We start from the raw sequence: 15,542 nt of genomic DNA, 5'->3' as shown, positions 1-15,542 counted from the left end.
GCGTGGCCGCGGACGTCACCTCCCCCGTGGGTGACGTCCGCGACCGTTCCCCCGGCGCCGGACCCTGGTCCCCCCCTCACCAGCACATGACCGCGGTCTCTCCCGCACCCCAGCCGGAGTACAGGCGGACCCGGACGAAGTAGCGGCGGCCCCTGACGAGCCGTACCCCGACAACGGCGTTGTCCGGGCCGCCGCCGTCGTCGTGCCCCGCGAGATAGCGCGCTTCCCCGTCACGCTCCTCGAAGACCACGAGCACGGTGTCGGCGTCGCCGAAGGTGCCCACGGTGTAGTCGCGGGTCTCCGGCGGTTCGACGACGAAGTCGGCCTGCCCCGCCGGGCCGAGACCCAGCGGCACCGACCGGAACGGCACCAGCGGGGCCGGGCCGGCCGGGTCCGCTGGCGGGTACCAGCGCAGCACCAGCTCCTTGTCGGCCGGCGACGGTGTGCCGGACGGACGCAGCCCCCCTCGGTACTGCTCCGGCTCCAGCACGAGCCCCGGCCCGAAGGGCAGCGCCATGACCGACTGCGGGTCCCACACCGAGCCGCTCGCCTCGCCGGCGTCCAGCGTCCGCAGCACGTTCGCGTACGTCGTCTGCCGGCTCCAGAAGTTCGGCGGACCCGCCAGCTCGGCGTACACGGCCTCGTCGTCCCAGTGGAGCCCGGCGAACGGGCTCTGGTGCTCGTGCACCAGACCGAGCGCGTGCCCGATCTGGTGCAGGACGGTCCCGCGTTCCCCCGGCGCGGTCACGTCCCAGCCGAGGTTCATGGTGCGCTCGCCACGGCCGACCGACAGGGCCCCCCGCCCCACCGCCGACCAGGAACCCGCACCGGCCTGGAAGCCGATCCGCAGTTCCGCCTCCCGCCGGTCGCCGACCTCGGCGAAGGTCACGCCGATACCGAGGCCCTGCCACTCGCGGAAGCACTCGCGCACCACGTCCCGCTGCCCCGCACCACCGCCCCACGGCACCCGGCGCAGTTCAGCGGTCCCGGGAACCGGGATCACCGAGGCGTCGGCAGCGGTGTCGAGGAAGCAGTAGTGCAGGACCGTGCCGTTGACCCACATCCGCCGCCCGGCGAGCAGCGCGCCCAGCCGCTCGGCCGTCAGCCCCGCCGCGAAGGACGGGGCCGGCTGCCGCGGTAGCGAGCAGAGGCGTCGGGTCATGCCGAAAGACTGCCCGCCCACCGGTACCGGGCGCCTGAGTCGGGGGCTACTCAAGTCCCCCTGTATCAGAACCGAGTACGGGCGCTCCTGATGAGGTGAGGACTTTCGAGCAGGACGCGCGGACGCCCGAGACGCCCTGGCCGTTCACCGGCCGCGAGGACGAACTGGAGCTGGTGCGCGGGGCGTCGGCGGGCGGACGGCACGGCATCGTGGTGACCGGGCCGCCCGGCCACGGCAAGACCCGGCTGATCGAGGAGGCGCTGCGGGGCACGGACCACCTCCGGGTCACCGGCACCCCCGAGGCACGGGAACTGCCCTTCGCCGCGTTCGCGCACCTGCTGCCCGACACCGTCTCCCCGCACCGCGCGGTCCAGCTCCTGTCCGGCGTACGGCTGCTCGTCGTGGACGACGCCCACCTGCTCGACGAGGCCTCCGCCGCCGTCGTCCACCAGCTCGCCGTGCACGGGCGCACCCGGCTGGTCGTGGCCGCCGTCGACGATACGGCGGCACCGGCCGCGGTGTCCCGGCTGTGGACCGGGGAGCTGCTGCCCCGGCTGGCCCTCGCCCCGCTGCCCCGCGAGGACACCGCCAGGCTGCTGGCCGGCACCGGACTGGAACCCCTCACAGTGGGCCGGCTGCACCGCGTGTGCCGGGGCGATCTGCGCCTGCTGCGCGACCTGGTGACCGCGCTCGACACCGCCGGACGGCTGGTCCCCGTGCCGGGCACCGGTGAGCGGGCCTGGCGGGGCGCGCTGCCGGTCACCCAGGCCGTGCGCGAGTGCCTGGCCCCGGTCCTGGAGCGCCCCGGACCCGGCGACCTCGACACCCTGGAACGCCTCGCCTTCGCCGAACCCCTGCCGCTGCCCTTGGACGACCTCGACCTGGACGTCCTCGAACGACTGGAGGCGGACGCCCTGATCGAGGCCGGCGACGACGGCGCCGTCACGCTCGCCCACCCCCTGCACGGGCCGGCCCTGCGTGCCATGGCCGGCCGGCTCCGGGCCCGCCGGCTGTCCCGCGGTGCGGACGGGTACGGCAGCGCCCTCGACGCCGAACAGCACACGCTCGTACGGCGGATCCGGGAGCTGGACGTCCGGCCGGTGCCCGCGCCGGTGGGGGAGTGGCTGGTGGCGGAGGGTGCCCGGCTCCCGGCCGGGTACGCCGCCGTACGGGCCCGGTACGCGCGTCTGGGCGGGGCGGTGCGGGAGGCGGCGGCCTGGGCCCGCGAGGGGCTGCGCCTGACGCCGGACGATGCCGGCTGTCTCGAGGAACTGCGCCTGGCCGAACAGGAGCTGACGGACACGGTGGCCGAGGGCGGTGGCCGGAGCGGAACCTGCGACCCGGGCGAGAGCGACGTGTACGGGCCGTACGAGGCCGTACGCCTCGGTGAAACCGGGTCGGCCGCCGGGCGGTTGCCGGCCGGCAGTGTCCTCGCCCGGCACGCCGAAGCGCTCGCCCGCGGTGACGGGGCCGCGCTGGACCGGGCCGCCGGGGCGCTGCGGGAACGCGGGTTCCTGCTGTTCGCGGCGGAGGCGTACGCGCAGGCCGTGCGGGCGCATCGCGATCCGAGCGCCGCCCGGCTCTCGCGCACGCGTGCGGTCGCGCTCGCCCGCCGCTGCGAGGGCGCCCGCACGCCGGCGCTGTCCGGACTCGCCCTCGGTGAACTCACCGTACGGCAGCGCCAGATCGTCACCCTCGCCGCCGCGGGGCTGAGCAACCGGGAGATCGCGGAGCGGCTGACCCTGTCCGTGCGGACCGTGGGGAACCATCTGTACGGCGCGTACACGCGGCTCGGTTCGGGGGACCGGGGGGCGCTGCCCTGGCTGGTGGACGCGCCGGCCGCCAAGTCGGCGTAGGCGTCAGTGATCTCGCACGCGGCACCGGAGAACCCTCACGCCGCGCCGAACGCGGCGAAGGCCCAGCCCGTCGCCTGGTGGACCGCGTCGCCAGGGAGGGCGGCGCGGGCGTCGCGCAGGGCCTCGGCCAGGGACAGGCCCGCTCCGAGGCCCTTGTGCAGGGCGAGCATCAGCGGCACCACCGCCGCGTCGTTGACCGGCGCGCTGCTCGCCACCACCCCGGCCGTGCCGAGCGGCAGCAACGCGGTGACCAGGCCGAGGAGTTCGTCCGCGCCGACCGAGGCCAGACGGGCCGTGTCGCAACTGGAGAGGATGATCCGGTAGGGGCTGCGCGCGAGGCGCTCGAAGTCGTGCACGATCAGCGGACCGTCGGCCATGCGCAGCGCGGAGAACAGGGGACTGTCCGCGCGGAAGGTGCCGTGCGCCGCAAGGTGCGCGAGACCCGCGCCGTCGAGTTCCGCCAGCACCCGCGGCACCTGCGCCGCGTCGCCCTCCAGCACCGTCGCCCCGCCGTACCGGTCCGCCAGCTCCACCACCTCGGCACCACCGGTCGCGAGACCCGGGCCGCGCACCAGCACCGCCCGGCCGTCCGGCGGCGGCTCCGTCTCCCGGGCGCGCAGCCAGCTGCCGGCCGACGGGGACACGCTGAGCACCCGGTCCCGCAGCGCGGGCAGCAGCGCCCACGGCACGCGGTGCAGAGCCCCCGGCGGCACGATCACCACGGGCCCCGGCCCGAGGTGCGCCGCGGCCCCGCCCAGCAGCAGTTCCTGGAGGCGCGTTCCCGCCGCCTCCACGAGAGGGAGCCGCGCGTCCGCCCCGGGGTGCGCGAGCCGCCGCAGCCCGGCCTGCACGTACTCGGCCTCGGCGACCGCCTCCGCCAGCGGACCGCCGTCGAACCGCCGTACCCTGCCCTGCCCGCACAGCAGGACGTGCACCCGGCCGTCCACCACGGCCAGTTCCACCAGCCGGGCGTCATCGAGCCGGTCCAGCAGCCGAGCCACGTCGAAACGGTCCCCGCTGCCCGGCGCGGCCCCGCGCATGTGACGGGTGCGGGAGCGGATCTCCCGCTCCAGGCGCCGCTGTTCACGCTCCAGCGCGGGCACCGGACGGCCGTCCATCCGGGCGCCCTCCGCGCGGGCGGCGATCTCCCGGTACGCCGTCAGACCGCTCAGCAGCGCCGGATCCGCGGGCGGCCGGGTCGGCGGCGCCGACAGCACGGTCGCCCGCCAGCGCTCGCTCCACACCAGCAGCCGCCGCGGATCACCCTGGGCGAGACCCATCTCCTGTGCGAGCGCGGCGAGTTCGGCGCCCTGCGCGGTCGCGTGGGCCCGCAGCTCCGAGGCGCCCAGCGTCATCCGGTGGTCGTCGAGCACGTCCAGGCCGCGCCGGCAGGCCTCCAGCACCCCCCGCCGGGAACCGGCCGCCCGCGCCCTGAGTGCCTGCGCCGCCCAGCCGGTCACCCGAGCCGTCGGCGGACCGCCGTGCCGGCTGCGCGCGGCCACCGACAGGTGCCGTTCCGCGTCCTCCGTCCAGCCGAGCGCCAGCGCGATCCGGCCCGCCAGCAGGGACGCCTCGGGCGCGGCGGGCGAGCCGAAGGAGGCCAGCCGCTCGGCGACCGCCGCCGCGTCCGCGACCATGCGCCCCGACCGGCGCCCGGCCGCCACCCGCGCCTCGATCAGCACCAGCCGCGCATGGGTCTCCCACCACATCCGCCGCTGTGCCGCGAACAGCCGTACGGCGACGGCGGCGCGCGCTATCGCGGTGTGCGCGTCCCCGGCCGACCGGGCGGCCCGGGCCGCGGCGAGCAGCAGCTCGGCCTTGCGGGTGGACTGGCCGCCGATCCGGTCCAGCAACGCCGTCGCCGCGTCCGCCTCGGCCAGCGCCTCCGGCGCGAGGCCCGCCGCCATCAGCACCTCGCAGCGCCGCTCGGACAGCATGTAGGTGGGCGTACCGAGTTTCGCGTACCGCTCCTCGGCCTCGTCCAGCAGCCGCAGCGCCGCCGGGATGTCCCCGGACCGGAACGCGGCGAGCCCCCGGCTCTCCACGGCGTCGGCCTTGTCGTGCTCCTGGCCGGTGGTGTCCCACAGCCGCTCCGCCGCCGTGAAGTCCGCGGCCGCCCGGTCCACCGCGCCGAGCGCCAGATGCACGGTCGCCCGCAGGGTCAGCGCCCGCGCGGTCCAGATGTCGTCGCCGAGCTGGCGCAGCACGGGCAGGGCCCGCCGTACGTCCTCCAGCGCCTCCCGGTGGTGCCCCAGCACCCACCACACGTACGCCCGCCGGAACAGCACCCGGGCCCGGGTGTGCCCGGTGCCGCGTGCGACACCCCGCTCGAAGGACGCGAGCCCCTGTCGCGTGCGCCCCGCGTGCACCAGTGCGACCCCCAGCGTCGCGAGCACATCGGCCTCCCGGTCGGCCGACTCCGCGCGCGCGGCCAGGTCCCGGGCCCGCCGCAGATGTCGCAGCGCGATGCGCAGGTCGCCGAAGTCCCGCTGCCAGATGCCCAGTACCTGATGGGCGACGCTGGCGTGCAGCGGTGGCGCGGCGGTGTCCAGCACCCGCTCGGCGCGCGCCCTGGCCTCGCCCGGGTCGGCGAACACCAGGGGCAGCAGTTCGAGGACCGACTCGCTTCCCGCCGTCACGCCTCGCATGGTAGTGGCCTGCTGTATCAATCGGCGGCCCCGCGACTCTCACTGTCGGACACCGCCTCGAGGGGGAGGACACGGCATGGCACCACAGCGTTTCCACGAGCAGTTCGACCACATCCAGCGCTCGATGCCCGGCGTACGGCTGGCCCTGGGCCCGGACGAGGACGCCCACTACCTCTACGAGAAGGGTGTCGTCCTCGCCCGGGACGGCGAGGAGGCCCGGATCGTCGAGGACACCGTGCGCGCCCACTTCACCGAGACCCGGGGCCTGTTGCCCGAGCACGTGCGCCGTACCGGCCCGGAGGCCAACCGCACCGGAGTCACCCGCATCCGGGTGGGCGACCCGGCCGAGGGCGACGACCCCGTGCCGCATGCCCTGCGCGCCCTGCGCGAGGCGGAGGACCGCGGGGGCCGCCGGCTGGTCAGCCGCAACCACGTGGTGCACATCGCGGTCAACGCCTGCCCCGGCGACGAACCCGTGCCCGTCCCGCGCTCCGATCCCGCCAACCCCGGTGCCGCGGACGGCGTCCACGACCCGGAGACCGCCGTACGCGTCCTGGTGATCGACACCGGCCTCGTGCACGACCACCGCGCCTACCCGCTCCTCGCCCACACCACGGGCGACCCCCAGCTGACCGAGACCGACGGCGACGGCGTGCTCCACCAGTACGTCGGCCACGGCACGTTCATCGCCGGCGTCCTCGCGGCGGTCGCGCCCAACACCGACATCACCGTCCTGGGCACCCTGAACGACGCGGGTGCCGTCCTGGAGTCCGAGTTCGGGCACAAGCTCTTCGAGGCGGTGGACCGGGACGGCTGGCCCGATGTCATCAGCCTCTCCGCGGGTACGCCCACCGAGGGCACCGACGGACTGATCGGACTGGACGCCTTCATGCGGGAACTGCGCGAGCGGCACACGCTGCTGGTCGCCGCCGCCGGCAACAACGGCAGCGCCACCCCGTTCTGGCCCGCCGCCTACGCCTCCCTGCCCGAGTACGCGGACAGTGTGCTGTCGGTCGGGGCCCTGCGCGCGGACGGCGCGGCCGAGGCGTGCTTCAGCAACCACGGGCCCTGGGTGCGCGCCTACGCCCCCGGGGAGCGCCTGACCAGCGCCCTCACCGGCTTCGACACCCCCGTCCCGTACCTCTACCAGCACTCGACCTACGACACCTGCCGCTACGGCCACGGCTACGCCTGCACCTGCCAGTTCCCGCGCCACACCGGCGTGTTGAGCGAAGGACGGGAGAACACCGGGGGCAAGCCGGACCAGGTGATGTTCGAGGGCCTCGCGCAGTGGAGCGGCACCTCCTTCGCGACCCCCGTCGTCGCCGGCCTGGTCGCGGCCCTCATGACGGCGCGCGGGCAGCGAGACCCGCGCACCGCGGGCGCCCGGCTGCTCGCGGACACCACCGACCGGGTCGACGTGCGCGGGGCGCACGTCCCGGCCCTCCGCCCGTCCACCTGGCACCCCCTCGCGTCCCCGGCCCCCGCCCTGCCCGCATGACGGCCGGAACCCTGCGTTCCACGGCGTACGATGACCTCCCGTACACGAGGGGTGGAGCCGTGGACCGAACAGAGGTCGGCGCACTGGTCCGGTCCGCCGTCGACGGGGACGCCGCGGCCTGGAAGGCGCTGGTGGAAGGGCTGAGCCCGCTGGTGTGGTCGGTGGTGCGCGCGCACCGGCTCTCGGACGCCGACGGGCACGAGGTCTACCAGACCGTGTGGTTCCGCTTCGCCCAGCACCTGGGCCGGATCCGGGAACCCGACAAGGCCGGTTCCTGGCTGGCCAGTACGGCCCGCCACGAGTGCCTGAAGGTACTCAAGGGACTGGCCCGGCTGACCGTGACCGACGATCCGCTGCTCCTGGACCGGGCCAGCGAGGACCGGACGCCGGAGCAGACGCTGATCGACTCCGAGGAGGCGGCGGACCGGGCCGAACGGGTCCGCCTGCTGTGGCAGGAGCTGGACCAACTGGGCGACCGATGCCGTCAGTTGCTGCGGGTGCTGGTGGCCTCCCCACCGCCCAGCTACGTGGAGATCTCGGCCGCGCTCGGAATCGCGGTCGGCAGTATCGGACCGCTGCGCCAGCGCTGCCTGCGCCGGCTGCGGGCCCGGATGGACGCACGGGGTGCGGCATGACCGGACACGACGGGCACGGGACGCCTCAAGAGGGCTCCGGGGAGATGGAGTTCGAGGACGCGCTGCTGGAGGAGGAGCTGCGGCAGGCGGCCGTCGTCCTGGACCCGGTGCCCGACGCCCTGCGCCGGCTCGCCGTGGACGCCTACGCCCTGCACGACCTCGACGCCAGGATCGCCGAGCTGACCTTCGACTCGCTCATCGACGCGCTGCCGGTGCGGGGCGTCACGGACGTGCCGCGGATGCTGACGTTCCGCGCGGGGGAGGTGACCGTCGACGTGGAGGTCACCGACGACGGCCTGATCGGCCAGGTGCTGCCGCCGCGGCCGGCGGACATCGAGGTGCTCGGCGGCCCGCAGACCGCGGCCCGGGTCACGGTCGACACCCTCGGCCGGTTCACCAGCGACACCCCGCCGGCCGGACCGTTCGCCCTGCGGCTGCGCACGGGCGCGGAGGTGATCGTCACGGAGTGGCTGCGGGCCTGACCGGGCGCGCCCGGCCGGCCCACCCGCTCACCACGTGACCGGCAGCGTCCGCGGTCCCCGGATCATCGTCTTCTGCCGCCACCGCACCTGCTCCGGCGGTACGGCGAGCCGCAGCCCGGGCAGCCGGTCCAGCAGCGTGTCCACCAGCAGCTCGGTCTGGAGCCGGGCGAGGACCGCGCCGGTGCAGTAGTGCGGGCCGTTGCCGAACGCCAGGTGCGGGTTCGGGTCCCGGTCCGGATCGATACGTTCCGGGTCGGGGAAGACGGCCGGGTCGCGGTTGGCGGCGAGGTAGGAGACGTAGACCGGCTCGCCCGCGGCGATCAGCCGGCCGGCGACCTCGACGTCCTCCCGCGCGATCCGGGCGAGTCCGACGCTGCTGCGGTGCGGGATGTGGCGCAGCAACTCGTCCAGCAGGGGGCCGCGTGCCTCGGGGCGCGTCCGCATCCGCTCCATCAGCTCCGGCCGGGTGAGCATCAGGTACAGCATCTGCCCGCAGTTGTGGGTGACGGCCTCGCCGCCGATCTGCAACGGCCCGGCGAGTCCGACGGCCTCCTCCTCGGCGATCTCCCCGCGCAGCACGGCACGGCCGAGCAGGGCGTACACGTCCTCGTCGGTGCTGTGGGCCCGGGCCCGCACGGTGGCGGCGATCCAGCCGTACAGGCCGGTCTTGGCCTGACCCGCGGCCTCGGGCCCACCGGAGGTGGAGATGATCTGCCGGGTCCAGGCGTGCACCCGCTCCCGGTCGGCGGCGGGCACGCCCATCACCTCGCTGACGACCGTGAGCGGGAACGGCTCCAGCACCCGCTCGACCAGGTCGGTGGGCGGGCCGTCCGCGACCACGCCGTCCACGAGCTCGTCCAGGACGGCCTGCGCCCGGGGCCGCAGCCGCTTGGCGGCGCTCACCGTGAAGGCGCCGGCGACGGCCTTGCGCAGCCGGTTGTGGTCGGGCTGGTCGGCCCAGGCCAGGGAGCCCGGCCGGGGCGCGAAGTTCGGCGCCATCCGGGTGACCTGACGGCGGGTGACCTCGGCCCGGCCGAACCGCGGATCGTTCGTGATCAGCCGGACGTCCTCGTAGCGGGTCGCCAGCCACGCCCAGCCCTCGCCGTGCGGCAGCCGGATCCGGGTCAGCGGGCCCTCGCGCATGAAACCGGCGAGGACCGGGTCGAACGCCGTCCCGTCCAGGTCGCACGCGGGCCAGTCCCGTACGGGCGGCGGCGCGGCCGGTACCGGCTCCCGGTCCGGTCCGGTGAGCGTGGTCTCCACGGTCGTCATGTCATCCACCCTGCGCCGGGCCCCGCCCGCAGTCCTGCCGGAGTACTCCAGCCGGTGGGCCGGTCCGGGAGGGGGATCGGGCCGGGGCGGCCGGGTGGCTCAGACGGCGTCGACGAGTGCCGCCAGTGCCGTGGCGAGCCGTTCGAGCCCCGGCCCGGCCGGTCCGCCCGGCTCCGCCATGTAGGTGTCCCGCCGGATCTCCACCATGAGCGCGCCGACCCGCGCGTCCCGGCCGTAGAACTCCAGCGGTACGTACGTCCCGGCGAACGGGCTGTCCAGTCCCGTCTCCCCGCATCCGGCGAAGGCCTTGCGCGCGGCCTCGGTCAGCCTGCCGGGGGTGTGGAAGGCATCCGTGCCCAGGCACACCGGCGGCCGCGGTCCGGCCGCGTGCAGCTCGTAGGGCAGCGGCTCCGCCGGATACGAGTGCACGTCGACGATCACCGCCCGGCCGGTCGCGGCCAGCCGGTCCGCGACCGCCTCGGTCATGGCGCGCGCGTACGGCCGGAAGTACCGTTCCAGCAGCGGCCCGGGATCGGCGGTCGCGCTCCGCAGCTCGGCGCGGTGCGTGGTCCGCGTGTACACGGCGCCCATGCCCACGGCGAGCATCTCCTCCCGCTCGTCCGGGAACCGCTCCGGATCCACCACCAGCCGCGACAGCCGGTTCACGAACCGCCAGGGAGTGACTCCGGCCAGGGCGGCCGCCCGCTCGGCGAGCTCGGCGGTGTGGGCGTCCGTGATGTGGTCCAGCTCCCGTTCCAGCCCGGCGTCGTCCAGCACGATCCCGGCGCGGACCTCCGCCGGGACGGCCCGCGCCGAGTGCGGCACGTGCAGCAGCACCGGTGACTCGGCGGCGCCGGGAAGGAGTTCGAACGACGGGACGGTCCGGGTCACGGGCTGCTCCAGGGGGGAGTGTCAGGGGCGTGGTGCACGATCAAGGTGACACATCGACGCGCGACGAGAGGGTGGCCCGCGAGGAATGGGCCGCTGATCGCGCCCCGTGACCGGTGTCCCGCGCGACTCAGGGCAGCAGTTCCCGCACCATCGGGGCCACCTGCTCCGTCTCGATCAGGAACCCGTCGTGCCCGTACGGCGACTCCACCACCCGCGGCCGGTCCCCCGCGCCCGGGATCAGCGCGGCCAGTTCCCGCTGCTGGGCGAGGGGGTAGAGCCGGTCGGAGTCGACGCCGGCCACCAGGGTGGGCGCGGTCACCCGGGCGAGGGCGGCGCGTGTGCCGCCCCGGTCCCGGCCGACGTCGTGCGCGTTCATCGCCTCGGTCAGGACGGCGTAACTGGCCGCGTCGAAGCGGCGGACCAGCTTGGCCGCGTGATGGTCGAGATACGACTCCACCTGGTACCGGCCGCCGCGCCACGGGTCCTCCGACCCCTGCGGGAACCGGCCGAAGCGTGCCCCGAGCTCCGGCTCGCTGCGGTAGGTGACATGGGCGAGCCGGCGGGCCAGGCCGAGGCCCGCGTGCGGTCCCCGGCCGCTGCCGTGGTAGTCGCCGCCCTGCCAGTGCGGGTCGCCGCGCACGGCGTGCAGCTGGATGCCGGCCCAGGCGATCTGCTCCGCGCTCGCCGCCGCCGTCGTGGCGAGCAGCAGCAGCGCGCCGGTCCGCTCCGGGTACGACACGGCCCACTCCACGGCCCGCATCCCGCCCATCGAACCGCCGGCGACCAGCGCCCACCGGCCGATGCCGAGCGCGTCCGCGAGCTGGGCCTCCGCCGCGACCTGGTCCCGCTGGGTGAGGAACGGGAAGGCGCCGCCCCAGGCCCGGTCACCGCCCGGGCGCGCGGAGGCGGGGCCGGTGCTGCCCTGGCAGCCGCCGAGCACGTTGGGCGCGACCACGAACCAGCGGTCGGTGTCCAGCGCCCGTCCCGGCCCGACCAGCGCGTCCCACCAGCCCGGCGTGGGATGGCCCGGGCCGGCCGGACCGCGGGCATGACTGTCCCCGGTGAGGGCGTGCAGCACCAGGACCGCGTTGGAACGGTCGGGCGCGAGCTGCCCCCAGGTCTCGAACGCCAGCCGTACGCCCGGCAGTTCACCGCCCGTCTCCAGTGGCAACGGCTTCTCGGCGGCGTACCACTGCCGCCGCCCGGGCGGATCCCCCTCACGCCAGGCGCCGGTGGCCGCCGGGAAGGCGGGCCCGGCGGCCGCGGCCGTGCTCACCTACGCACCCTTGGCCGCGCGGAACCCGGCCTCCAGGTCCGCCTTGAGGTCGGCCAGGTTCTCGATGCCCACCGACAGCCGCACCAGGCCGGGCGCGGTGCCGGTCGCCGCCAGCTGCTCCTCGTCCAGCTGGCTGTGCGTGGTGGACGCCGGATGGATGATCAGGCTGCGCACGTCACCGATGTTCGCCAGATGGCTGAACAGCTCCACGGCGTCCACGAAGCGCTTGCCCGCCTCGACCCCGCCGCGCAGCTCGAAGGAGACGATCGCGCCGGCTCCGCGCGGCAGGTACTTCCGCCCCGCCTCGTACCACTTGCTGGACTCCAGACCCGCGTAGTGGACGACGGCGACCTCGTCGCGCCGCTCCAGCCACTCGGCGAGCGCCTGCGCGTTGGCGGTGTGCCGCTCGATCCGCAGGCTCAGCGTCTCCACGCCCTGGAGCAGCAGGAACGCCGAGTGCGGGGAGAGCGCCGGGCCGAGGTCGCGCAGCAGCTGCACCCGCAGCTTGACGGCGAACGCGCCCGGACCGAGCGCCGGCCAGTACCGCAGGCCGTGGTAGCTGGGGTCGGGCTCGGTGAAGTCCGGGAAGCGGTCGGCGTGCGCCCCGAAGTCGAAGGTTCCGCCGTCCACCACCACACCGGCGACGGCGGTGCCGTGCCCGCCGAGGAACTTGGTCGCCGAGTGCACGACGATGTCCGCGCCGTGTTCCAGGGGCCGCAGCAGATAGGGGGTCGGCACGGTGTTGTCCACGATCAGCGGCAGGCCCGCCGCATGGGCCACGTCGGCCACCGCCCGCACGTCGAGGACGTCGCCGCGCGGGTTGCCCAGCGACTCGGCGAACAGGGCCTTGGTGTTCGGCCGGATCGCCGCCCGCCAGGCCTCGGCGTCGTCCGGGTCGTCCACGAAGGACACCTCGACGCCGAGCCGGGGCAGGGTGTGCCGGAACAGGTTGTACGTGCCGCCGTACAGGGAGGTGCTGGAGACGATGTGGTCGCCGGCGCCCGCCAGGGTCAGGATCGCCAGGGTCTCCGCGGCCTGCCCGGAGGACAGCGCCACCGCGGCCACCCCGCCCTCCAGCGCGGCGATCCGCTGCTCGAACACGTCCTGGGTCGGGTTGTGGATGCGGGTGTAGATGTTGCCCGGCTCGGCCAGCGAGAACAGGTCGGCCGCGTGCCGGGTGTCCTGGAAGACGAAGGACGTCGTCTGGTAGATGGGTGTGGCCCGGGCGCCGGTCGTCGGATCGGGCACCGCCCCGGCGTGGACCTGCCTGGTCTCGAAGGACCAGGCGGCGCTGTCGGCGGTGTCGGGCTGCGTGCTCATGCGGCGTGCTCCTCGTGCGCGGGAGGGCGGTGACGTGCGACGAGACAAACACGCGCGGACAGGGCCGAACAGGCCCGTACGAAAGGTGACATGAGGACGTCACATACGACATGCCGCCGCAATGCCGGCCACACACGACGCCGCCCCGGCCGGGAATACCGGCCGGGGCGGCGGATCGTTCCACACGAGCACGGCGGGAGCCACGAGGGCGGCCGCCGCAGGGGCGCGGGGACTAGCTCAGCGACGCCAGCGTCTCGTTCCAGGTGGCCGACGGGCGCATGATCGCGTCCGCCTTGGCCTTGTCGACCTGGTAGTAGCCGCCGATGTCGGCCGGCTGGCCCTGGACCGCGTTCAGCTCCTCCACGATCGCCTGCTCGCCGGCCGCGAGGGCCTCGGCGAACGGCGCGAACGCCTTGGCCAGGTCGGCGTCGTCGGTCTGCTGGGCCAGCTCCTGCGCCCAGTACAGGGACAGGTAGAAGTGGCTGCCGCGGTTGTCGATGCCGCCGACGCGACGGGTCGGGGACTTGTCCTCGTTGAGGAAGGTCGCCGTGGCGCGGTCGAGGGTGTCGGCGAGGACCTTGGCGCGGGTGTTGCCCGTGGCCTCGGCGTACTGCTCGAAGGAGGGCACCAGGGCGAAGAACTCACCGAGGGAGTCCCAGCGCAGGTAGTTCTCCTTGACCAGTTGCTGGACGTGCTTCGGCGCGGAACCGCCGGCGCCCGTCTCGAACAGGCCGCCGCCCGCCATCAGCGGGACGACCGACAGCATCTTGGCGCTGGTGCCCAGCTCCAGGATCGGGAACAGGTCGGTCAGGTAGTCGCGCAGCACGTTGCCGGTGACCGAGATGGTGTTCTCGCCGCGGCGGATGCGCTCCACCGACAGCTTGGTGGCCTCGACGGGGGAGAGGATCCGGATGTCCAGGCCCTCGGTGTCGTGCTCCGCCAGGTACGCGCGGACCTTGGCGATCAGGTTGGCGTCGTGGGCGCGGCCCTCGTCCAGCCAGAACACCGCCGGGTCGCCGGTGGCGCGAGCGCGGGTGACGGCGAGCTTGACCCAGTCGCGGATCGGCGCGTCCTTGGTCTGGCAGGCGCGGAAGACGTCGCCCGCCGAGACGGCCTGCTCGATCAGGGCCTCGCCGGACGCGTCGACCACGCGGACGGTGCCGGTCACCGGGATCTCGAAGGTCTTGTCGTGGGAGCCGTACTCCTCGGCCTTCTGCGCCATCAGGCCGACGTTCGGCACCGAGCCCATGGTGGACGGGTCGAAGGCGCCGTTGGCCCGGCAGTCCTCGATCACGGCCTGGTAGACACCGGCGTAGGAGGAGTCCGGGATGACGGCGAGGGCGTCGTGCTCCTGGCCGTCCGGGCCCCACATGTGACCCGAGGTGCGGATCATCGCCGGCATGGAGGCGTCGATGATGACGTCCGACGGGACGTGCAGGTTGGTGATGCCCTTGTCGGAGTCGACCATGGCGAGCGCCGGGCCCTCGGCGATCTCGGCCTCGAAGGAGGACTTGATCTCGGCGCCCTCGGGCAGGTTCTCCAGGCCCTTGAGGATGCCGCCCAGACCGTCGTTCGGGGTGAGGCCGGCGGAGGCGAAGGTCTCGGCGTACTTCGCGAACGTCTTCGGGAAGAAGGCGCGCACCACGTGGCCGAAGATGATCGGGTCGGAGACCTTCATCATCGTGGCCTTCAGGTGCACGGAGAACAGGACGCCCTCCTCCTTGGCCCGGGCGACCTGCGCGGTCAGGAACTCGCGCAGCGCGGCGGTGCGCATCACGGAGGCGTCGACGACCTCGCCGGCGAGGACCGGTACCGACTCGCGCAGCACGGTGGTGGAGCCGTCGTCGCCGACCAGCTCGATGCGGAGCGCGCCGTCCTCGGCGATCACGACGGACTTCTCGGTGGAGCGGAAGTCGTCCACACCCATCGTCGCGACATCGGTCTTGGACTCGGAGGTCCAGGCGCCCATGCGGTGCGGGTGGGTCTTGGCGTAGTTCTTCACCGAGGCGGGGGCGCGGCGGTCGGAGTTGCCCTCACGCAGCACCGGGTTGACGGCGGAGCCCTTGACCTTGTCGTAGCGGGCGCGGATCTCGCGCTCCTCGTCGGTCTTCGGGTCGTCCGGGTAGTCCGGCAGCGCGTAGCCCTTGCCCTGGAGCTCGGCGACGGCGGCCTTCAGCTGCGGGATGGACGCCGAGATGTTCGGCAGCTTGATGATGTTGGCCGCGGGGGTCTTGGCCAGCTCGCCCAGCTCGCCCAGCGCGTCGGGGATGCGCTGGTCCTCGTTCAGGTACTCCGGGAAGACGGCGATGATGCGCCCGGCCAGCGAGATGTCCCGGGTGGTCACGGGCACACCGGCCTGCGAGGCGTACGCCTGGATCACCGGCAGGAACGAATGCGTCGCCAGGGCCGGGGCCTCGTCTGTGTAGGTGTAGATGATGGTCGAGTCAGTCACCGGGTGCTCCGCTCCACGTCTGCAACATTGCTCGACATCAAGATATC

Annotated in this window: 11 protein-coding genes; 4 read left to right on the top strand and 7 right to left on the bottom strand. The window is 74.4% G+C overall.

Features of this window, described 5'->3' with window-relative positions; all coding sequences use genetic code 11:
- Positions 1 to 76: 76 nt before the first annotated feature.
- Positions 77 to 1,162 (bottom strand): beta-glucuronidase AbsR1, encoded by a 1,086-nt coding sequence (locus BLW57_RS06925; RefSeq protein WP_093472927.1) that lies wholly within the window; start codon positions 1,160 to 1,162, stop codon positions 77 to 79.
- A gap of 95 nt (positions 1,163 to 1,257) precedes the next feature.
- Here BLW57_RS06925 and BLW57_RS06920 point away from each other — a divergent pair, with 95 nt between their 5' ends.
- Positions 1,258 to 3,018, top strand: coding sequence for a LuxR family transcriptional regulator AbsR2 (locus BLW57_RS06920; protein ID WP_093472925.1), 1,761 nt, complete (start codon positions 1,258 to 1,260; stop codon positions 3,016 to 3,018).
- A 35-nt stretch (positions 3,019 to 3,053) separates the two neighbouring features.
- On the opposite strand, the gene BLW57_RS06915 is transcribed toward BLW57_RS06920, so the two are convergent.
- Positions 3,054 to 5,666, bottom strand: a complete 2,613-nt coding sequence (locus BLW57_RS06915; RefSeq protein WP_256339412.1) for a CHAT domain-containing protein — start codon at positions 5,664 to 5,666, stop codon at positions 3,054 to 3,056.
- Positions 5,667 to 5,742: 76 nt separating this feature from the next.
- On the opposite strand from BLW57_RS06915, the gene BLW57_RS06910 reads away from it, so the two are divergent.
- Genes BLW57_RS06910 through BLW57_RS06900 form a run of 3 tightly spaced genes read left to right on the top strand, consistent with a single transcriptional unit; the run spans position 5,743 to position 8,284 of the window.
- Positions 5,743 to 7,167, top strand: coding sequence for a S8/S53 family peptidase (locus BLW57_RS06910; RefSeq protein WP_093472921.1), 1,425 nt, complete (start codon positions 5,743 to 5,745; stop codon positions 7,165 to 7,167).
- Positions 7,164 to 7,802: an RNA polymerase sigma factor gene (locus tag BLW57_RS06905; protein ID WP_176985497.1), complete on the top strand. Its 639-nt coding sequence runs from the start codon at positions 7,164 to 7,166 to the stop codon at positions 7,800 to 7,802. Before BLW57_RS06910 ends, BLW57_RS06905 begins: the two co-directional genes overlap by 4 nt.
- Positions 7,799 to 8,284 (top strand): hypothetical protein, encoded by a 486-nt coding sequence (locus tag BLW57_RS06900; protein WP_176985496.1) that lies wholly within the window; start codon positions 7,799 to 7,801, stop codon positions 8,282 to 8,284. Before BLW57_RS06905 ends, BLW57_RS06900 begins: the two co-directional genes overlap by 4 nt.
- Before the next feature lie 27 nt (positions 8,285 to 8,311).
- Here BLW57_RS06900 and BLW57_RS06895 read toward each other — a convergent pair whose 3' ends face one another.
- The 5 genes from BLW57_RS06895 to BLW57_RS06875 form a co-directional block, all read right to left on the bottom strand.
- Positions 8,312 to 9,556 (bottom strand): cytochrome P450, encoded by a 1,245-nt coding sequence (locus tag BLW57_RS06895; RefSeq protein WP_093472916.1) that lies wholly within the window; start codon positions 9,554 to 9,556, stop codon positions 8,312 to 8,314.
- A 99-nt stretch (positions 9,557 to 9,655) separates the two neighbouring features.
- The gene (locus BLW57_RS06890; protein ID WP_093472914.1) at positions 9,656 to 10,447 is read right to left on the bottom strand and encodes an N-formylglutamate amidohydrolase; all 792 of its coding nucleotides are present in this window, start codon (positions 10,445 to 10,447) and stop codon (positions 9,656 to 9,658) included.
- A 127-nt stretch (positions 10,448 to 10,574) separates the two neighbouring features.
- The gene (locus BLW57_RS06885) at positions 10,575 to 11,723 is read right to left on the bottom strand and encodes a homoserine O-acetyltransferase MetX (protein WP_093472912.1); all 1,149 of its coding nucleotides are present in this window, start codon (positions 11,721 to 11,723) and stop codon (positions 10,575 to 10,577) included.
- The gene (locus tag BLW57_RS06880) at positions 11,724 to 13,043 is read right to left on the bottom strand and encodes a bifunctional o-acetylhomoserine/o-acetylserine sulfhydrylase (protein ID WP_093472910.1); all 1,320 of its coding nucleotides are present in this window, start codon (positions 13,041 to 13,043) and stop codon (positions 11,724 to 11,726) included. It abuts the gene before it with no gap.
- 232 nt (positions 13,044 to 13,275) lie between these two features.
- Complete coding sequence (locus BLW57_RS06875) at positions 13,276 to 15,495, bottom strand: NADP-dependent isocitrate dehydrogenase (RefSeq protein WP_093472908.1); 2,220 nt, start codon at positions 15,493 to 15,495, stop codon at positions 13,276 to 13,278.
- Between the last annotated feature and the right edge of the window lie 47 nt (positions 15,496 to 15,542).

The sequence above is a fragment of the Streptomyces sp. 1222.5 genome (assembly GCF_900105245.1).
In the GTDB taxonomy this organism is placed as follows: Bacteria; Actinomycetota; Actinomycetes; order Streptomycetales; family Streptomycetaceae; genus Streptomyces; species Streptomyces albidocamelliae.
This window is presented reverse-complemented; position numbering and strand designations above follow the sequence as displayed.

Excerpts from the sequence above, each read along its gene's own strand:
- BLW57_RS06925 (WP_093472927.1), bottom strand. The coding sequence starts at position 1,162 with ATGACCCGACGCCTCTGCTCGCTACCGCGGCAGCCGGCCCCGTCCTTC.
- BLW57_RS06915 (WP_256339412.1), bottom strand. The coding sequence starts at position 5,666 with ATGCGAGGCGTGACGGCGGGAAGCGAGTCGGTCCTCGAACTGCTGCCC.
- BLW57_RS06905 (WP_176985497.1), top strand. The coding sequence starts at position 7,164 with ATGACGGCCGGAACCCTGCGTTCCACGGCGTACGATGACCTCCCGTAC.
- BLW57_RS06900 (WP_176985496.1), top strand. The coding sequence starts at position 7,799 with ATGACCGGACACGACGGGCACGGGACGCCTCAAGAGGGCTCCGGGGAG.
- BLW57_RS06910 (WP_093472921.1), top strand. The coding sequence starts at position 5,743 with ATGGCACCACAGCGTTTCCACGAGCAGTTCGACCACATCCAGCGCTCG.
- BLW57_RS06880 (WP_093472910.1), bottom strand. The coding sequence starts at position 13,043 with ATGAGCACGCAGCCCGACACCGCCGACAGCGCCGCCTGGTCCTTCGAG.
- BLW57_RS06895 (WP_093472916.1), bottom strand. The coding sequence starts at position 9,556 with ATGACGACCGTGGAGACCACGCTCACCGGACCGGACCGGGAGCCGGTA.